14 protein-coding genes are annotated in these 18,777 nt (G+C 52.4%); 9 read left to right on the top strand and 5 right to left on the bottom strand.

Going from position 1 to position 18,777, the window contains the following annotated elements:
- Positions 1–21 precede the first annotated feature (21 nt).
- The gene (gene metH, locus E7746_RS09070; RefSeq protein ID WP_136410590.1) at positions 22–3,723 is read left to right on the top strand and encodes a methionine synthase; all 3,702 of its coding nucleotides are present in this window, start codon (positions 22–24) and stop codon (positions 3,721–3,723) included.
- Positions 3,724–3,738: 15 nt separating this feature from the next.
- On the opposite strand, the gene E7746_RS09065 is transcribed toward metH, so the two are convergent.
- From E7746_RS09065 to E7746_RS09055, 3 genes are all read right to left on the bottom strand, one after another.
- On the bottom strand, positions 3,739–4,104 hold the full coding sequence (locus E7746_RS09065) for a hypothetical protein (protein ID WP_123396527.1): 366 nt from the start codon (positions 4,102–4,104) through the stop codon (positions 3,739–3,741).
- 111 nt (positions 4,105–4,215) lie between these two features.
- Complete coding sequence (locus tag E7746_RS09060; RefSeq protein ID WP_168184348.1) at positions 4,216–4,971, bottom strand: N-acetylmuramidase family protein; 756 nt, start codon at positions 4,969–4,971, stop codon at positions 4,216–4,218.
- Between the two features lie 86 nt (positions 4,972–5,057).
- A complete protein-coding gene (locus E7746_RS09055; RefSeq protein ID WP_123396385.1) occupies positions 5,058–6,518 on the bottom strand; it encodes an aminoacyl-histidine dipeptidase in 1,461 nt (486 codons plus the stop codon).
- Between the two features lie 380 nt (positions 6,519–6,898).
- Between E7746_RS09055 and E7746_RS09050 the strand changes: the two genes are divergently transcribed.
- The 5 genes from E7746_RS09050 (at position 6,899) to E7746_RS09030 (ending at position 12,147) form a co-directional block, all read left to right on the top strand.
- Positions 6,899–7,495, top strand: a complete 597-nt coding sequence (locus E7746_RS09050) for an OmpH family outer membrane protein (protein ID WP_168184347.1) — start codon at positions 6,899–6,901, stop codon at positions 7,493–7,495.
- Between the two features lie 193 nt (positions 7,496–7,688).
- On the top strand, positions 7,689–8,123 hold the full coding sequence (dut, locus tag E7746_RS09045) for a dUTP diphosphatase (RefSeq protein ID WP_136411329.1): 435 nt from the start codon (positions 7,689–7,691) through the stop codon (positions 8,121–8,123).
- A 17-nt stretch (positions 8,124–8,140) separates the two neighbouring features.
- Positions 8,141–9,895, top strand: coding sequence for a tetratricopeptide repeat protein (locus E7746_RS09040; RefSeq protein WP_123396388.1), 1,755 nt, complete (start codon positions 8,141–8,143; stop codon positions 9,893–9,895).
- Positions 9,896–9,904: 9 nt separating this feature from the next.
- The gene (locus tag E7746_RS09035) at positions 9,905–10,738 is read left to right on the top strand and encodes a DUF4292 domain-containing protein (RefSeq protein WP_123396389.1); all 834 of its coding nucleotides are present in this window, start codon (positions 9,905–9,907) and stop codon (positions 10,736–10,738) included.
- Positions 10,739–10,788: 50 nt separating this feature from the next.
- The gene (locus tag E7746_RS09030; RefSeq protein ID WP_168184346.1) at positions 10,789–12,147 is read left to right on the top strand and encodes a murein hydrolase activator EnvC family protein; all 1,359 of its coding nucleotides are present in this window, start codon (positions 10,789–10,791) and stop codon (positions 12,145–12,147) included.
- On the opposite strand, the gene E7746_RS15335 is transcribed toward E7746_RS09030, so the two are convergent.
- Positions 12,140–12,268 carry a hypothetical protein gene (locus E7746_RS15335; protein ID WP_262709694.1) on the bottom strand — a complete coding sequence of 43 codons (129 nt, stop codon included), beginning with the start codon at positions 12,266–12,268 and terminating at the stop codon, positions 12,140–12,142. The genes E7746_RS09030 and E7746_RS15335 overlap by 8 nt on opposite strands.
- A 7-nt stretch (positions 12,269–12,275) precedes the next feature.
- Between E7746_RS15335 and E7746_RS09025 the strand changes: the two genes are divergently transcribed.
- Positions 12,276–13,595, top strand: a complete 1,320-nt coding sequence (locus E7746_RS09025; RefSeq protein ID WP_168184345.1) for an oligosaccharide flippase family protein — start codon at positions 12,276–12,278, stop codon at positions 13,593–13,595.
- A 64-nt stretch (positions 13,596–13,659) separates the two neighbouring features.
- Here the strand turns inward: E7746_RS09025 and E7746_RS09020 are convergent, their stop codons facing one another.
- Positions 13,660–15,909 carry a polyribonucleotide nucleotidyltransferase gene (locus E7746_RS09020; RefSeq protein WP_136410587.1) on the bottom strand — a complete coding sequence of 750 codons (2,250 nt, stop codon included), beginning with the start codon at positions 15,907–15,909 and terminating at the stop codon, positions 13,660–13,662.
- Positions 15,910–16,116: 207 nt separating this feature from the next.
- On the opposite strand from E7746_RS09020, the gene dgt reads away from it, so the two are divergent.
- Positions 16,117–17,457 carry a dGTP triphosphohydrolase gene (gene dgt / locus E7746_RS09015; protein ID WP_136410586.1) on the top strand — a complete coding sequence of 447 codons (1,341 nt, stop codon included), beginning with the start codon at positions 16,117–16,119 and terminating at the stop codon, positions 17,455–17,457.
- 51 nt (positions 17,458–17,508) lie between these two features.
- Positions 17,509–18,765, top strand: coding sequence for a TPM domain-containing protein (locus tag E7746_RS09010; RefSeq protein WP_136410585.1), 1,257 nt, complete (start codon positions 17,509–17,511; stop codon positions 18,763–18,765).
- The last annotated feature ends 12 nt before the right edge of the window (positions 18,766–18,777 follow it).

Below are 18,777 nucleotides of genomic sequence, written 5' to 3'. Positions count from 1 at the left end.
CGCCTATAAAGTCTTGTTACAATGTTAGGAATAGAGTCTTTGTCTTATAAGGAGAGCTCCGTTAAGTTGATGGAGGCCGCGGGCCGTGAAGTGTTGGTGCTGGATGGTGCCATGGGTACGATGATTCAGCGTTACGGCTTGTCGGAAAATGATTTCAGGGGTGAACGTTACGCCGCTTCCGATGCCCTGTTGAAGGGCTGCAATGACGCGCTTGTGCTGACGCGCCCCGATGTGATTAAGGATATTCACTGCAAATACCTTGAGGCGGGGGCTATGATTATAGAAACCGACTCGTTCAATGCCAATGCCGTGTCGCTTGGCGATTACGGTCTTCAGCATGATGTGACGGCGCTTAATCATGCCGCGGCGAAAATTGCGCGTGAGGCTGCCGATGAATACATGACGCAGCATCCCGGTGCGATGCGTTGGGTGGCCGGAAGCGTAGGCCCAACGAGCAAGTCGCTTACGATGGGGCAGGGTATCGACGACCCCTCGGCCGGCGTTGTCGACTGGGATCTGTTGACCGAAACATATATTGAGCAGATGAAGGCGCTGATTGAAGGAGGTGTCGACGCTCTGCTCATCGAAACTATATATGACGGCCTTAATGCCAAGGCTGCGATATGGGCGGCTCGAAGGGCCATGGAGATTGTAGGAGTGAGAGTGCCTTTGATGCTGTCGGTGACACTTACCGAGTCGGGCCGAACCCTGTCGGGACAGACTCTGGAGGCAATCGTTGCTTCCATGTCATTTGGCGAGCCGATGTCGATTGGACTTAATTGCGGTTTTGGTGCCGATGCCATGATGAAGTATGTCGAGGCTTTGCTGCCCTATCCTTACGCTGTAAGCGTCTATCCCAATGCCGGACTGCCTAATGAGATGGGAGAGTATGACGAAACTCCATCAATGATGGTCGACAAAATGCGTGTCATGCTCCAACGCCGTTGGGTGAATATCGTTGGCGGATGTTGCGGCACCACGCCGCAGCACATTAAGGCGCTCGCCGAGCTGTGCAAGCAATATGCTCCGCGCATCGTCCCCGAGGTTGAACCCGAGATGACACTTGCAGGTCTTGAGCCGTTATGTGTCACCCCTCGGCTTAACTTCGTTAACGTGGGCGAGCGTTGTAACGTTGCCGGCAGCCGCAAGTTCCTGCGATTGATAAAGGAGGGCAACATTGACGAGGCAATCGACATTGCCCGTAACCAGGTCGATGCGGGAGCCCAGATAATCGATATAAACATGGACGATGCCATGCTCGATGCCCGGGCATGTATGACATTGTTCCTTTCACGCATAGGGGTTGAGCCCGATGTGGCACGTGTGCCGGTGATGATTGACTCTTCCGACTGGAACGTAGTCATCGGCGGACTGAAGTGTGTGCAGGGGCGGCCCATTGTAAACTCCATCAGCCTTAAGGAGGGTGAGGATAGCTTTATTAAGAAGGCGCGTGACATAAAGGAGATGGGCGCGGCTGTGGTCGTCATGGCCTTTGACGAGAAAGGTCAGGCCGATACCTTTGAGCGACGCATCGAAGTGTGCGACCGTGCCTACCGACTGCTCACCGGGAAGGTGGGCTTCAAGGGATGTGACATCGTCTTTGACCCCAATGTCCTCGCCGTTGCTACCGGCATCGAGGAGCATGCCGATTACGCTCTCGATTTCATAAGGGCCGTGGAGTGGATAAAGACCAATCTGCCGGGAGCCAAAGTGAGCGGAGGCGTGAGCAACTTGTCATTCTCATTCCGTGGCAACAACAGCGTGCGTGAGGCCATGCACGCACTTTTCCTGTACCACGCCATAGCCAAGGGTATGGACATGGCCATCGTGAACGCGGCAGCCATCATGCCTGTCGACGACATTCCCGATGAGCTTCGTGAGGCTATCGACGATGTGCTGTTGAATCGCAGACACGATGCGACCGAAAGCCTCGTGACTATTGCCGAAAAGATAAAGTCGGGCAACGTGACGGTTGCTGCCGATTCTTCAAGCGAGGAGCAGTCGCTCACGCCCGACAAGCGTGTGGAGCGCATGCTCGTAAAAGGCGTTGTCGACGGAATGGAGCGTAACCTGTCCGATGCAATGACGATGCTCGGCTCGGCCGTGAAGGTGATTGAAGGCCCTCTTATGGCGGGAATGAACAGCGTTGGTGAGATGTTTGGCGCAGGAAAGATGTTCCTGCCGCAAGTGGTCAAGAGCGCCCGTACAATGAAGCAGGCCGTGGCATGGCTCACCCCTTTCATCGAGCGTGAGCGTCGCGGCAAGGAGAGCTCCAAGGCCGGCAAGATGGTGATTGCGACAGTGAAAGGCGATGTTCATGACATAGGCAAGAACATCGTTGGCGTCATCATGAACTGCAACGGCTACGATATCATCGACATGGGCGTTATGGTGCCCGCCGAGGATATTGTTGACAAAGCGATAGCGGAAAATGCCGACTTCATCGGTCTCAGCGGATTGATCACTCCGTCACTTGAGGAGATGTGCAATGTTGCGTGCCTCATGGAGAGCAAGGGAATGAAGATACCGTTGCTTATCGGCGGTGCCACAACATCGGAGCTGCACACTGCCGTGAAGATTGCTCCGTGCTACAGCGGCCCTGTGCTATACACACGTGACGCTGCAATGATGCCGGCTGCCGTCCGTCGACTCGGTGATGAAGCGGAAGTGGCCCGGTTGCGTGACTCTCAGGCTGAGTTGCGTCGAGCACATTCGGGTGGTGCAGGGCTGTTGCCTTTAAGCGTGGCCCGTTCAAGGCGTCCCCGGTTGTCCTATCCTTGCTATTCCGTAGCTCACCCCGGTGTTCATGAGCTGAACATCGACATTGCCGAGGCGCGTGAGTTTATAAATTGGAGAGCTTTCCTCTCGGCTTGGAAGATCGATGCTTCATTGGCATCGGTCATGGATATAAAAGGTTGCGACCATTGTCGCGCACAGTGGCTGGCGTCGGTTCCTACCGATAAGGTCAACAAGGCGGCTGAAGCCATGCAGTTGCTTAAGGAGGCTGGTCGCGTGCTCGACAGGCTTCAGCGTGACATCGTGGGCGGCATCAAGGCGAAGGTGGCATTTGTCGAGGCCGCATCCGATGGTGATGACGACATCCTGTTCAATCATAATGGAGAAACGTTGCGCATAGCTACATTGCGTCAGCAACGACCCTCGGAGCGTGACGGTCACTGCATTGCGTTGTCCGATTACATTGCGCCTGTAGAGAGTGACGGCAAGTTGCGCGACAGCATGGGAATGTTTGCCGTTACGGTGGGGCGTGACATTGAACGCATAATCGAAGGTTACAGGAACGAAGGCGACGACTACCGCGCCATACTCTATCAGACCGTTGCCGACCGACTTGTCGAAGCGGCTACCGAGGTCATGCACCGAAAGGTAAGGGTGGAGTTGTGGGGATACGCTCCCGACGAGTCGCTCAGCGAGCGTCACGTGCTTCAACAGTACTACAAAGGCATACGCCCGGCAATCGGCTATCCGTCACTGCCCGATCAATCGTTGATTTTCCTCACCGACCGCGTGCTCCGATATTCCGATATGGGCATAACATTGACCGAGAGCGGCGCCATGTCGCCTGCCGCCTCTACAACCGGATTGATTATATCGCATCCCGACAGCCGTTACTTCGTCGTGGGCGATGTCGACAATGAGCAGCGTCGCCTCTATGCCGAGCGTAGGGCGATGTCACTCGATGAACTTAAACGTTTCTTGCCTTAGAATGTAACGCGGTCGTCAGCGTGCAAGACGCTCCGACTCGAGAATGGGCAGATTGGATTCGGTGGGAACGTATATTACAGTCTTGTCGTTGAGGTCGTTCTGCTGCCTTACCCAGAGATATTGGATATAGGTAGGGGTGAGGCTGCCGTTTTCTATTCTTATGGCTTCGGCGGCTCCCTTGGCACGCTCTATTTCGGCTTGTGCGTTGAGCTTCTCGGCTTCAAGGTTGGCCTTGGCCTCTTCTATCTTGATTTTGCGGTTCTGCTCGGCTTTTGCAAACTCGGCACGACCCGACATCTCTTGTTGCCATACATTATAATATGGTATGGCTATGAATGCACCCGCTATTACCGCGATTCCCACAATAATGCAGAATGCCATCGAAAGGTATAGTTTGGCTTTGTTCATTGCAATAATGAAATTAGAGGTTTAACAACATCGCAAATATACACAAAATATCGAATTGGCGACGATATTGTCGCACACCGGATATTACTTTTTTGATTGTTTTTTATACTTGCTGTAGGCTTTTGCAAGGCGGGTGTGATAGCCGCGCTTGGCGTAGGAGGGGCCGTTGTAACGTAACGCAAATCCGGCCCAGTTTTTGGCTTTAAGGTATTTGACGAGATTGTTTGACTTCAGGAAGTTGACAAACAGTTCAAGCTGCTCTTTCTCCGATGTCGACATTCGGCGGGCGAAGTCCACGGGCGATTCTGTGCCGCATTTCTTCCAGTTGAATCCTCCTATCTGGAACATGCCCCAGAATGTTCCCTCGATTGCCGCGATGGAATCGATTGAAAGCGCCGACTTCAGGCGCTCGTATTGCGCGGCCTGGTAGGAGCCGTACTTTTTGGCGTTGGGACGGGCGAAGACAACGGCGTTGCTTCTTGAGTATTTGCCGAGCTTTATTCCGTGACGCGCAGCCCACTTCTTGAACATTGTAAGGTCGAAGTTGATTATCGGCTGATTCGGCTTGTAAAATCCCTGATGTGTCTGTCCGGCTTCGATTTCGATTACCGCTTTTATCGATGCTACATCTATTCCGAGTTCGTGGGCGGCTTGCTTGTAGTCGTCATCGGTGAGGCGATGTATTACGGTTGGATCGATGATCTCCACCTCTTCCTTTACTGTTGCGGAATCGCTGCTTTGTGCCTGTACGGTGCTTCGCGCATGGGAGCGTGAGCACGATGTGACAAGTGTGAGAATCAGCAAGGCTCTTGTAAGTGACAAAAAATATTTTTCAAGCATACATTTCATGGGATGATTTTTTAGGGGATAAAACAACGCCACGGGTGTTGATGTTCACGCGTGGCGTTGTCGGTGTGTCGTATGCGTTAGCCGTTCAGTTCGGCTACTTTCTTCAATATGAGTGTAAGCTGATTCCAGAAGCGTTCAACTGCCGGGATGTGCATCTTCTCCGACGGAGAGTGAACACCGCGCAGGGTGGGACCGAACGACACCATGTCGAGATGCGGATACTTGGTGAGGAATAGTCCGCATTCAAGTCCTGCATGGATTGCCTTGATGGCAGGCTTTACACCGTAGAGTTCCTCGTATGCGTCGCTTGCTATCTTCATTATTGTAGAGTCCATGTTGGGAGCCCATCCGGGATATCCGTCACCGTGAGTTACCTTTGCTCCGGCAAGCAGGAAGAGAGCCTCAAGCTGGTTGGCGATGTCCAGTTTGCGTGACTCAACCGAGCTGCGCTGGCTTGTTGTAATGAGGATGGTGGAGTCGGGCTGCATCTTTACCGATGCAAGGTTGGTTGAAGTTTCAACAAGACCTTCGAGGTCGTGGCTCATTGATATGACACCGTGGGGACATGCATAGAGCGCACGTATAAGACGGGTAGTTGTGTCGGAATCGATGGCATATTCAGGCTTGTCGATTGACTTGATTGTGAGCGACATGTTGGGGTCGGTAGCCTTGTATTCGTTCTCTACATCGGCAACGTAGTGGTTGAATGCCACAATGATGTCCTCTTTGCGTGACGAATGCACACCCACGATTGCATGGGCTGCACGCGGAATGGCGTTACGCAGGTTGCCGCCGCTGATTTCGCTAAGCACGATGGGCTTCTCCTTCGAGATGTTGAAGAGGAAACGAGCAAGAAGCTTGTTGGAGTTGGCGCGTCCTTCATGGATGTCGCCTCCCGAGTGACCGCCGCTGAGGTTGGCTATGTCGATGTGGAACCAATGGCAGTCGGCGGGGGCCATCTCACGCTTGTACTCAAATGTGATGGTAGTGTCGATGCCTCCTGCGCAACCGATGAATATCTCACCGTCATCCTCCGAGTCGAGGTTGAGGAGTATCGAGCCGTTCATCATGTTTTCGCCGAGATTGTTGGCTCCGGTCATTCCGGTTTCCTCGTCGACTGTAAACAGTGCCTCGATGGGGCCGTGCTCAAGCGAGTTGTCGGCCATGACAGCAAGAGAGGCGGCCATGCCTATACCGTTGTCGGCTCCGAGTGTGGTTCCGTCGGCGTGCAGCCACTCTCCGTCTATAATAGTGGTGATGGGGTTGTTTTCAAAGTCGAAGTTCTTGTCGTTTGACTCGCACACCATGTCCATGTGACCCTGGAGTATTACTGTGGGGGCGTTTTCGTGTCCCGGAGTTGCGGGCTTGCTCATAACGACATTGCCCACCTTGTCGGTCTTGGCCTGTATATTGTGCTTTTTAGCGAACTCAAGCAGATATTCGCGTATCTTTCCTTCCTTCTTAGAGGGACGGGGAACTTTGGTTATCTCATCGAATATGGACCAGATGAGAGCCGGTTGGAGATCCTTGATTGTCATAATCGAAAAATTTATACTGATGTAGTTAATTATTGGGTATTCAAACCTCGTTGCAATGTGTAAAAATGTTAAAATCTTTACATTTCGCACTCTAAGTTACAAAATAAAATTTAGATATTACCAAAATTCTGATTCCTTTCTTATATTTGCACTGTAAAAACGTAATTACACAGTGAGAATCGTAGTAATATCTGTGATTTTTGTCACTTTGGCTGTTTTGCTCCTCGGCGTCAAGGTGTTTTTTGTCAAAGGTGGCCGGTTTCCTTCCGGTCATGTGCACGACGTCCCGGCGTTGCGCGACAAAAATGTGACATGTGCGTTGCGTGATGAGAAGAAAAAATGATTACTCAACAACAAAAAACATCCTTACAATATTTAAAATGAAGAATTTTGCACTTTGTGCCAAGTCACTAATGCTTATTTTGGCGGTTCTTGCCGTGTCGTGTTCCGATAATGGCTCTGCCGATGCTACAAAAACTGAAACGAAAGTAGAAAGCGCTCCTGCCGTAACTCTCAATATCCGTTACATTGACGGCGATTCGATTGCGGCTCACTACAATCTGGCTAAGGATTTCAAGGAAGCTCAGTTGCGTTCGTTCAGCAAAATCGACAACGCTCAGCGCACTCGCGGTGCTGAACTCCAGAAGCTCGGTTCGTCAATCCAGCAGAAGGTCAACAACAACGGCTATCTCAGCGAGGCAAGCTATAAGGCCGATGTAGAGTCGTTCAACAAGAAGCAGGCCGAGGCCGAAAACTATCTTGCAAGCCTTCAGCGCGAAGCCGAGCAGGAGATGATTCAGCAGCAGGTTCAGCTCAATGACTCGATTGAAGCCTTCATCAAGGATTACAATGCCAAGAAGGGTTACGACGCTATTCTGTTCAAGAATGCCGGCGTATATTTCAATCCTGCTCTCGACATAACCGATGAGGTTATAAAGGGCTTGAACGCACGCTACAACAAGGTAAGCGAAAAGTAAACACTACCGGTGCTGTAGACTATTTGAAGAGCATACGCGGGATCGCCTTTCAATGGCGATCTCGCGCTTTGCTTATTTTAAACTAATGTGACTGCTCGGGCGTTCTATTAAAAAATGGATTGAAAGTGCCCGAAAAGTGGAGCTTTTTAACTATTTTCGCATAACAATTTATTTATTGAGAATCATGGAGAGAATCAAGGTGAAGATAATCAACAGGTCGGGTCTTGAGTTGCCCGCCTACGAAACGCCCTCGTCGGCCGGAATGGATGTTAGAGCATGCTTGAAAGAGCCGGTGACGCTGCAGCCTATGCAGAGGGCGTTGATTCCTACCGGATTGTATATCCAGCTGCCTCACGGTTACGAGTGCCAGATGCGACCTCGTTCGGGACTGGCTCTTAAAAAGGGCATTTCTCTTGTAAATACTCCCGGAACCGTCGATTCGGACTACCGTGGCGAGATAGGCGCGATTGTCATCAATCTTTCCGACGAACCGTTTGTGATTAACGACGGTGAGCGTATATGCCAGATGGTAATAAAGGAGTACACACGCGTGGAGTGGGAGCCGGTTGAACGACTCGACCAGACTACACGCGGAGATGGTGCTTTCGGACACACGGGGATTAACTGATTAGAGTGATTGGGAATATGAAGCTGTCGTTTCGTAAAATAACATTGTCGGTTGCGTTGGCGGCCATTGTCGTGCCGCTGTTTGTGACTGCGGGGAAAAAGGCCGATGTCACGCCTAATTCCGATGAATTGAAAGCCGACTATATATTTATGGAGGCTTTGCGCCAACATGCCATCGACAAGGAGGATGCCTACTATGACCTGTTGTCACGGGCCTATCAACTGGATCCGTCAAACAGCGATGTGGGATTTTTCCTCGGCTATTACACCGTTATGACCTCAGGCGATGATTCAACCATGTTTAAGAATGGTTACGACCTGATGAAGCGACACTTCAACGAGGCTCCGGCCGATTTCTACAGCAATTTTGTATACGGAAGCATAAACGACCGTCTTGGCTCGCGTGACGAGGCACTGAAGGTGTGGACTACACTCGACTCGATATATCCCCACAAGATGGAGATTTCCTATAAGTTGGCCGAGGCTCTTGCCTCTTCGGGCGATTCGTCCAAAATCGCCAGGGCCATAGGTGTGTACGACCGTATAGAGAAGACACAGGGAAAGAACATTCCGCTTACCACAAGCAAAATCAGGGCTTTTCTCTCATCGCAGGACACTGCATCCATCTACAAGGAGGTATATTCATTGCTGAAGTCGGCGCCTCACAGCGTTGAGAACAACGTGTTTGCCGGAAATGTGTTTGCCATGTTCTCCGACAACGATTCGGCATTGACCTATTTCGATAAGGCGTGTGACCTGGATTCCACATCGGGACTTGCCTACTACTCACGTGCCAACTTCTATAAGTCAATAGGCGACAGCGTCAACTACGACAAAGAGGTGTTCCGTGCCTTGAGCCGTGAAAGCCTTGAGCTTGATGCCAAGCTTGAACTCCTCACCGGCTATATCAGGGAGCTGTATGACGACCCCAGCCAGCAGGGACGCATTCAGGAGCTCTTTGCAACACTGCTCGACCAGCATCCCCATGAGGTTGACATTCACGACCTCTACTGCTCCTATCTTATTGCAATCGAGGATTATGCCGGTGCGGCCGAGCAACTTGGCTATGCACTTGACATCGATCCGAGTTCCGAGGATCGTTGGCGCACGCTTTTGAGCCTCTACATGCAGGCCGACGACTATGCAAAGTCGGCTGAGAAGGGTGAAACGGCATTGCGCTACCATCCGTCAAGCGCGATGATACACTTGATGCTCGGAACCGATTACAACCTCATGAAGGAGTATGACAAAGCCCTCTCCAATCTCAACAAGTCCATGGAGCTTACCGATTCGGTCGATTATGAAGCCGTTTCGCAGATTATGTCGTCGATGGGCGATGTGTATTACGCCAAGGGCGACCGTGATTCTGCGTTTGTCTACTATGACAAGGCTATATCCATCGACCCCGACAATCTGCTCGCACTTAATAACTGCGCCTACTACCTTGCCGTCGAAGGTCGTGACCTTGACAAGGCCGAGGAGATGAGCGCGAGAACCATAAAGGAGCGTCCCGACGACGCTACTTCGCTTGACACCTATGCTTGGGTGATGTTCCGCAAGAAGAACTACACCGAGGCGATGGCCTATATCGACAAGGCGATTGCCAACAGTGAGGATCCCTCGGAGGAGCTGTATCACCATGCCGGCGACATATACTTCATGAACGGGGAGCCGCAGAAAGCTCTTGAGTTCTGGGAGAAGGCTCTTGCCCTCGACCCCGATAACGAGTTGCTGCAGCGCAAAGTCAAGCACAAGACCTATTTCTATGAATAATCATCAATTATGAAGCTGTCACATTTCATCACATTATCAATAATATCATTGCTTGTATTCTCGGGTTGTCACTCTTCAAAGCGAAGTCTGAAGCCCGGTGAGCCGTTACCTGAAAATGCCACGTTGACTCAGCGTTATGACGCACTTGTCGACGGTTATGGCAATTGGAGCGATGTCACGGTGCCGGTCAGCTTCGTGTTGTCATCGCCTCAGCGTTTCTCCATATCGGGACGGGCTAAGATGATTCACGACGAGTCGATCGACATATCGCTGCGCATGCTCGGCTTTGAGGTGGGACGCATCTACCTCACCGTCGACTCGGTTCATGTGGTGGTGAAGCCCAAGAAGGTGTATATGTCGGAAAGCCTTGCTGAAGTGTCGCGCGTATTTAAGTTCAGCGTGGGCAATGTGCAGGATTTGATAATGGGGCGTCCGTTTGTTCTCGGCGGTTCCACATTGTCGCGCGATACCCGCAACCTGGTATTGCAGTTCATCGAAGGTGATGCGTGGAGCATAATGCTTGCTCCGTCTTTAGCACCGGCAAGCTACGGTTACCGTGTGTGCGCCGACAATTTCCTTGAATATCTCGTAGCGGGATACAATAACGGTTATTTGACCGCTTCATGCGGATACTCGGCTCCTGTCGATGTCGAGGGTGTGGGCGCCGTGTCGCCCGATGTCGACATCAAGGTTGTCAATCCCAAGCAGAAGATAGAGGCGTCGATTACATGGAAGTGGGATAATGCTCGATGGAATGAGGGTATTGAATCGGAGTGGACGGTGCCTCGCGGATATAAGCGCATCAAGGCGGCCGATGTAATAAATAATGTAGCTCAGGATTAGTCATGAAGCAGTGCTGTAGAATCGGAAGTGTTTTCTTAATGATAATAGTCATGCTTCTCTCGGCGGTCGACATGTCGGCGGCCCGGAAGCGCACACGCAGTGTGTCAAGCGTCAAGCAGGAGCAGAAAGCCAACGCTCAGGCCATAAAGAAGACTTCGCAACAACTCGATGAAAATGCAAAGGCCACATCACGCACGTTGAATGCGCTGAACACTCTTGGGGCCGAGATTCGTCAGCAGAACGACTCGATAGCGTCGATAAATCATCAGATTGATTCTATCGACAGCGCGATGAAACATATAAATGACTCGATCGTCACTCTTGACGGCAAGCTTAATGCTCTACGCGACAGCTATGCGCGTTCGGTGACGCGCATACGAAATTCGCAGCAGGGATCGATGGATAAGCTTGCCTTCATCTTTTCGGCCGAGTCGTTCACTCAGGCTTATAGGCGATTCCGTTATTTGGGCGAATTTTCAAAGTGGCGTAAGCGCCGTAACGATGAGATAAAGGCGGTGCAGGCCCGGCTTGAGAAGCAACGTGACGAGCTCACTCGCCTTCAGGGCGTGAAATCGGGAATGCTTACCCGGATGAATGTCGCCCGAAACGACCTTGAGAAAAAGCAGAATGAAACATCGGCTCTTGTCGCCAAACTGAAGAAGGAGGGTGCATCGCTGAAGAAAGTGCTGCGACAGAAGGAGGCTCAGGCGCGTGCCCTCGATAACGAGCTTGACCGACTGATTGCCGAAGAGCAGCGCCGTCAGGCCGAGGAGGAGAAACGTCGTCAGGCCGAAGAGAAGCGTAAGGAGCAGGAGCGTCTGCTTGCCGAGGAGAATGCCCGCAAGAAGCAACAACAGAAAGAGCAGGAGGCCAAGGCGGCTCCGGCTAAGGCCGAGCAGCCTGAACGCAAGGCTGTCGCCCAACCTAAGCCGGCATCAACCGCAGCGAAGCCTGCAACAAATTACGCCATGGCTGAAACAAGCCGTAAGCTTACCGGAAGTTTCGAGAGCAATAAGGGCCGGCTTCTGTTCCCGGTCAACGGAAAGTATAAGATCGTGCGTCCGTTCGGAAGGCACAAGCATCCCGATTTGCCCCATGTCACTACCGACAACGGCGGCATCGACATAGAGGTGCCGGCAGGAGGAACTGCGCGTGCGGTGTTTGATGGCACTGTTTCGGAAGTGTTCCGTCTTCTCGGTTACAACACCATCGTGATGGTGCGTCACGGCAAATACCTTACCATATATGCCAACCTGAGCAACATCAATGTCAAGAAAGGTGACGCACTGAAGCAGGGACAGACCATAGGTACGATCTATTCCGACCCCGACGATGGAAATCGCTCAATTCTGCACTTCGAGCTGCGTCAGGAGAAGCAGAAACTTAATCCCACGGCTTGGGTTAGATGATTGCGCGTGACGCAGTAACCGGAGTAAGGTCACGGAGGCCGTTGACGGCATCGGTGATGCGTGCGATGACGCTTCTCAGCGGAACGCGTGTCTTGATTTTGCTCTGTTCGGTAGTACGCATCAAGCTTGTGGCCCTTTGGATAGGAGCCGCAGGTGTAGGGCTGTTAGGTATCTACAATTCATTTATAGAACTTATGTCGGCGCTCACGCAATTGAATGTGCGTGACTCATCGGTGCGTGACATTGCCGGGGCCGACGACATTTCGATGCGTCACCGCATCATTGGTGTCGTGAGGCGATGGGCTGCCGTTCTCGGTCTTTTCGGTTCATTGCTCACGCTTGCATTGTCGCCATTGTTGAGCCGCGTTACATTCGGTGATGATGCTCATTCAGGCGGTTTTGTGTGGCTGTCGGTGGTCATGCTCTTCAGCTCGGTCACAGGCGGCGAGTTGGCCATATTGCAAGGCTCGCGCCTGTTGGGGCGGTTGGCCGCAGCGTCACTTGCCGGAGCGGTGGGTGGATTGCTGCTCTCGGTACCGCTGTTCTATTTTCTCGGAATTGATTCAATCGTGCCGTCGATCGGAGTGTATGCGCTGTCGACGCTTGTCGCAGCACTTCTGTTGCGATATAAGGGAGCCGGTGCTGCGAGCGGCGGTGTGACATTGCGTGAAACCGTTGCAAAGGGGTGCAGCTTCATTTGCCTCGGAGCATGGATGACGGTAGCCGCCTTCGTGACATTGTTGTCGCAGTACATCTTCATCGTCTATGTCAATAACCGGGGCGGTGTGGATGATGCCGGATTCTATCAGGCGGGATTCACTCTTGTCAACAAATATATAGGACTGCTGCTTGTGGGTGTTGCCATGGAGTACTATCCTCGGCTTGCGTCACGTGCCGGATCGCTACGTTCACTGGGCGTATATGCCAACCACGAAATCGTCACGTTGTCATGGATTGCGATGCCGTGTGTGTCGATGTTCATCGTGTTTCGCGGATTGATTGTGGAGATGCTTTACTCCTCCGAGTTTGAATCCATATTGCCGTATGTCACATGGGCCATGGCGGGAACCGTGCTGCGCTGCGTGAGCTGGTGCATGGGTTATGTGATGCTTGCCCGAGGTGACGGAAAAGCCTACGTGGTGTGTGAGTCGGTGAGTGCTGTCGTCTACTTGGTGTTGAATACGCTCTTTTATGAAATGTGGGGTATTGAATCCCTCGGGAAAGCCTATTTCCTGTGGTATGCCGTTTATTGCGTGACGGTGATGACGGTGTGTCGTGTCAGATACGGATTGAGATTGCGTTACGCTGCAATGGCGGTGGTGACGGTGTCAATGCTTGTCGTTATGCTGACGATGTTTCTTACCGATGTGTCGCTGCTGCTCGGCCTTGCCGCAGCCGTGACCGGATGTGCCGTTTCTGTCGTTGCGTTACGACGGATGACGGCATAGAAAAAGCGCTGCATCGATTCCGATACAGCGCTTTCTGCTATAGTTAACTTTATGTTATGGCAAATTAATCTTCGCGGTGGTTGTTGTTACGACGGGGACCACGGTCGTTACGCTGCTGGCGATCGCCGTCACGACGAGGGCCGCGCTCGTTGTTGTTGCGGGGTCCGCGGGGTGCGCGCTGAGGCTCTACGTAGCCTTCGGGCTTGGGCTGAAGGGCACGCATCGACAGGCGGTACTTTCCGGTCTTCTTGTCGATTTCGATAAGCTTCACCTCTACGGTGTCACCTTCATGCAGGCCTGAAGCCTCCATGTTTTCAAGGCGTTCCCAGCTTATTTCCGAAATGTGGAGCAGTCCGTCGCGGTTGGGCATGAATTCAACGAATGCACCGAAGTCGAGTATCGAACGTACCTTACCGGTGTAGACCTTGCCCTCCTCGGGAAGCTCAACGATTGCGTTGATCATCTCAAGAGCCTTGTCCATGGCTTCCTTGTTGTTGGCGGCAACTTCGATGTAGCCTTCGTTGTCTATTTCGTCGATTGAAACAGTAGCACCACTTGCTTCCTGGATACCCTGGATAATCTTTCCGCCCGGGCCTATTACGGCACCGATGAGGTCCTTGGGTATTGTCATGGTGACTATGCGCGGTACCTGGGGCTTGTAATCGGCGCGAGGTTCGGCGATTGCTTCCTGGATCTTGTCGAGGATGTGCATGCGGCCTTCGCGAGCCTGAAGAAGAGCCTTCTCAAGAACTTCGTAGGATAGTCCGTCGACCTTGATGTCCATCTGGGTTGCGGTGATACCGTCACGAGTACCTGTTACCTTGAAGTCCATGTCGCCAAGGTGGTCCTCGTCACCGAGAATATCGGAAAGCACGGCATATTTAGCACCGTCGGTGTCGGTTATAAGACCCATTGCAATACCGCTGACGGGCTTCTTCATCTTGACACCGGCATCGAGCAGAGCAAGTGTACCGGCGCAAACGGTGGCCATTGACGACGAGCCGTTTGACTCAAGGATGTCGCTCACGATGCGGCATACATAGGGGAAGTTGTCGGGGAACATTCTCTTCAATGCACGGTGAGCGAGATTGCCGTGACCTACTTCACGACGGCCTACGCCACGCACGGGCTTAGCCTCACCTGTAGAGAAGGGGGGGAAGTTGTAGTGGAGGAGGAAGCGCTCCTTGCCCTGGTTGAGCACATCGTCGAGAATCTTCTCGTCGAGCTTGGTGCCGAGTGTCACGGTAGCGAGAGCCTGTGTTTCACCACGGGTGAACACTGCCGATCCGTGAGGGCCGGGAACGTAGTCGGTTTCAATCCAGATGGGACGGATTTCGGTTGTCTTGCGTCCGTCAAGACGGATGCCTTCGTCGAGGATGCAACGGCGCACAGCCTCGCGCTCAACATCGTGATAGTAACGCTTTACGAGAGGAGCCTTCTCTTCGCGCTCTTCCTCGGGTATTGATTCGATGTATTCATCGCATATCGCATCGAATGAGTCGTTACGCCGGTGCTTGTCGGCGCTGCCTGCCTTGGCAATGGCATAAGCCTTGTCGTAGCACTTTTCTTGAACATCCTTGCGGAGGTCTTCATCGTTGGTTTCGTGGCAATATTCGCGCTTAACGGTCGAGCCTACGGCCTCGGCAAGTTCCATCTGGGCCTTGCACTGAACTTTTATAGCGTCATGAGCTGCCTTGAGGGCTGCAAGAAGGTCGGCTTCTGAAACTTCGTTCATTTCGCCTTCAACCATCATGATGTTATCGTAGGTAGCACCAACCATGAGCTCCATATCGGCCTTTTCAAGCTGCTCGAATGTGGGGTTGATTACAAATTCACCGTCGATGCGTGCAACTCTGACTTCCGAAATAGGACCGTTGAAGGGTATGTCGCTTACTGCAAGGGCTGCCGATGCTGCAAGTCCGGCCAGTGCGTCGGGCATATCAACTCCGTCGGCCGAGAACATGATGATGTTGACAAATGTATCGGCATGATAATTGTCGGGGAAAAGAGGACGGAGTACACGGTCAACAAGACGAGCTGTAAGGATCTCGTAATCGGATGCGCGACCTTCACGCTTCAGGAAGCCGCCGGGGAAACGGCCGTTGGATGAAAATTTCTCTTTGTACTCCACTTGTAGGGGCATGAAGTCGACCCCTTCGCCGGCTTCCTTTGCCGACACTACTGTAGCAAGGAGCATTGTATTGCCCATGCGTAATTCTACCGCTCCATCGGCTTGCTTGGCCAGCTTGCCTGTTTCAAGTGTGATGGTGCGTCCATCACCAAGCTCGATGGTTTTCTTAATTGGTTGTGCCATAAAAATGTTAGTCAGTTTTTCTAATACAAAAAATCGCACAAAGATACTAAAAATAATTTACAAAGCTATCAGGACACACATATATTTATAGGTATTTATAGGAGATGAGTGTTACAATGGCAAAAATGATTGTTTTACAGTCGATTTTTGTTGTAAAATGGATTACTTTTGGTAACTTAGATTTAAATTTTATGACAAGACAGTGATATGATGCATTGGGACAGGCTCATCAATGACAAGCGTTTGGGACTTGAGGATTATCATGACCCCAAGAGCGGTTCGCGCAGTGACTTTCAGCGCGATTTTGACCGGTTGGTCTTCTCGTCGCCGTTCAGGCGCCTGCAGAATAAGACACAGGTGTTTCCCCTGCCGGGAAGCATATTCGTTCACAACCGTTTGACCCACTCCATGGAGGTGGCGTCGGTGGGACGCTCGCTTGCCAACGAGATAAGCCGTGAACTCCGGCTGAAGTATCGCGACGAGCCTTGGTGTGACAAGCTTGAGGCAATGGGTGAGATTGTGTCGGCCGCCTGTCTTGCCCATGACCTTGGAAATCCTCCTTTCGGACATTCGGGCGAGAAGGCCATTTCGACATTTTTCAGCGAAGGGGCCGGAGCGGAGATACGCAACGAACTGACCGAGGCGCAGTGGGCCGACCTTATCAACTTTGAAGGTAACGCCAACTCTTTCAGGTTGCTCACCCACCAGTTCAAGGGCCGGCGCAAGGGCGGCTTTGCCATGACCTATTCGATGCTTGCTTCGGTTGTGAAGTACCCCTATGAGTCGCGTCTGGCCGGAGGCAAGAGCAAATTCGGCTTCTTCTCCACCGAGATTGACACATTCAAGCGCATAGCCGAAGAGCTTGGCCTTGAGATGCGTAACGATGCCGGTTGCGGAGCGGTGAGCTATGCACGGCATCCGCTTGTCTACATCGTGGAGGCGGCCGACGACATCTGCTATCAGGTTATGGACATCGAGGATGCCCACAAGCTGCGTGTGGTAGGCACCGATGAGGTGATCAGGCTGTTTCTCGGATTTTTCGATGAAGAGAAGCGCCGTCACATGATCGATGTGATGGATAAAGTGGAGGATCCCAACGAGAAGATAGGTTACCTTCGCTCATGTGTCATAGGCACTCTTGTAAAGCAGTGTGCCCGCACGTTTGTCGACAATGAACCTGCCATACTTGCCGGCGAATTTGAAGGCTCGTTGCTTGACAACATCGCGCTTCACGAGCGCGAGGGCTACAGGCGTTGCTCGGCGCTTGCCTGGGATAAGATATACAGGGCGAGCGATGTTGTCGATGTGGAACTTGCCGGTAACCGCATCATAACGTTCCTGATGGAGAAGCTCATACATGCCGTGCGTTATCCCGAGCTTAACTACTCGTCGCTCCTGTTGAGCAAGGTGCCCGAGCAGTATGACATAGAGGCTCCTACGCTGTTCGGAAAGATTCAGGCCGTGCTCGACCACATTTCGGGAATGACCGATGTCTACGCTCTCGACCTCTACCGTAAGCTCTACGGCATGAGCCTGCCGGCGGTGTGAAGTAAACAATGTCTCTCCTATTATGGTTAATGATTTAAGATATAGAATGAAATGAAACGTTATGCAATATTGATGTTATGCCTTGTGGCGACTGTGCTGTCGGGACTTGCCGGAGCCTACAAGGTTGATGAGATACCCAACGTGCATGTCGCAAACCGCACGCGTTACGTGAGCAATCCCGATAACGTGCTTTCGCCTGCGGCTGTCGCCACTCTTGACTCCACGCTTTCACGGTTGTGGCGTGACACCTCGTCGGAGGTTGTGGTGGTGGCCGTGAACTCGGTCGACGGCGATCCCGACGAATTTGCTACCGAGCTGTTTACGAAGTGGGGTATAGGCAAGAAGGACAATGACAACGGAATGCTCGTGCTTATAGCCAAGGACGACCGAAAGGCCGTGATACGCACTGGATATGGCATGGAGGGTGTGTTGCCCGACATTCTCGCCGGCCGTATAATACGCAACATAATGGCTCCGCATTTCCGTAACGGCGATTACGATAACGGAACGATAGCCTCGCTCACCGAGATTGCGAGAATCACCTCGACCCCGGGAGCCACCGAGGAGCTGATGTCGAAGTACGGTAATGATGAGGGTGCCGGCGGTAACGGCGGTGCCGATTTGTTCAAGGGATGGCTTGCAATAGGTGCCATACTTGCCGTGGTGCTGTTTGTATGGTTTCTTTACGAGATGTTCAAGACGAGGCGTCTTGACCGATACGAGCGCTATCAGGTGCTCAGCAAGATGAAGATGCCCGCGCTTATACTTGTGTTTGCCGGTCTTGGATTGCCTGCCATATCCTATCTTATATTGTGGCTCACGATGCGCGGATTGAGATTGCGTCACCGTAATTGCCCCAATTGTCACAACAAGATGCATCGTATCGACGAAGCTAACGACAACAAGTACCTCACCCATCAGCAGGACATCGAGGAGCAGATCAATTCGGTCGACTACGATGTGTGGCTGTGTGACCACTGCGGTGAAACCGACATATTGCCCTATATCAACAGTGCGTCAAGCTATACGGTGTGTCCGCGATGCGGTGCGCGCGCCTGCTCGATGCGCAGTCAGCGCATCGTAATACGCCCCACCGAGAGGCGTGAGGGGCAGGGTGTCAAGGAGTACATCTGCCGTAGCTGCGGCAACCGTAACGAGATACCCTACAGCATCCCCAAGGTAGTGGTGCCGCCGGTGGTGATTGTAGGAGGCGGTGGCCGTGGATTCGGCGGTGGCGGCGGAGGCTTCTCCGGCGGTTCGTTTGGCGGCGGTATGACCGGCGGCGGCGGTGCCAGCGGCGGCTGGTGACATTAATCCTGA

It is taken from the genome of Muribaculum gordoncarteri (assembly GCF_004803695.1).
GTDB lineage: Bacteria > Bacteroidota > Bacteroidia > Bacteroidales > Muribaculaceae > Muribaculum > Muribaculum gordoncarteri.
Note: the sequence above shows the minus strand (reverse complement) of the source record. Positions and strands in the feature narration are given on the sequence as shown.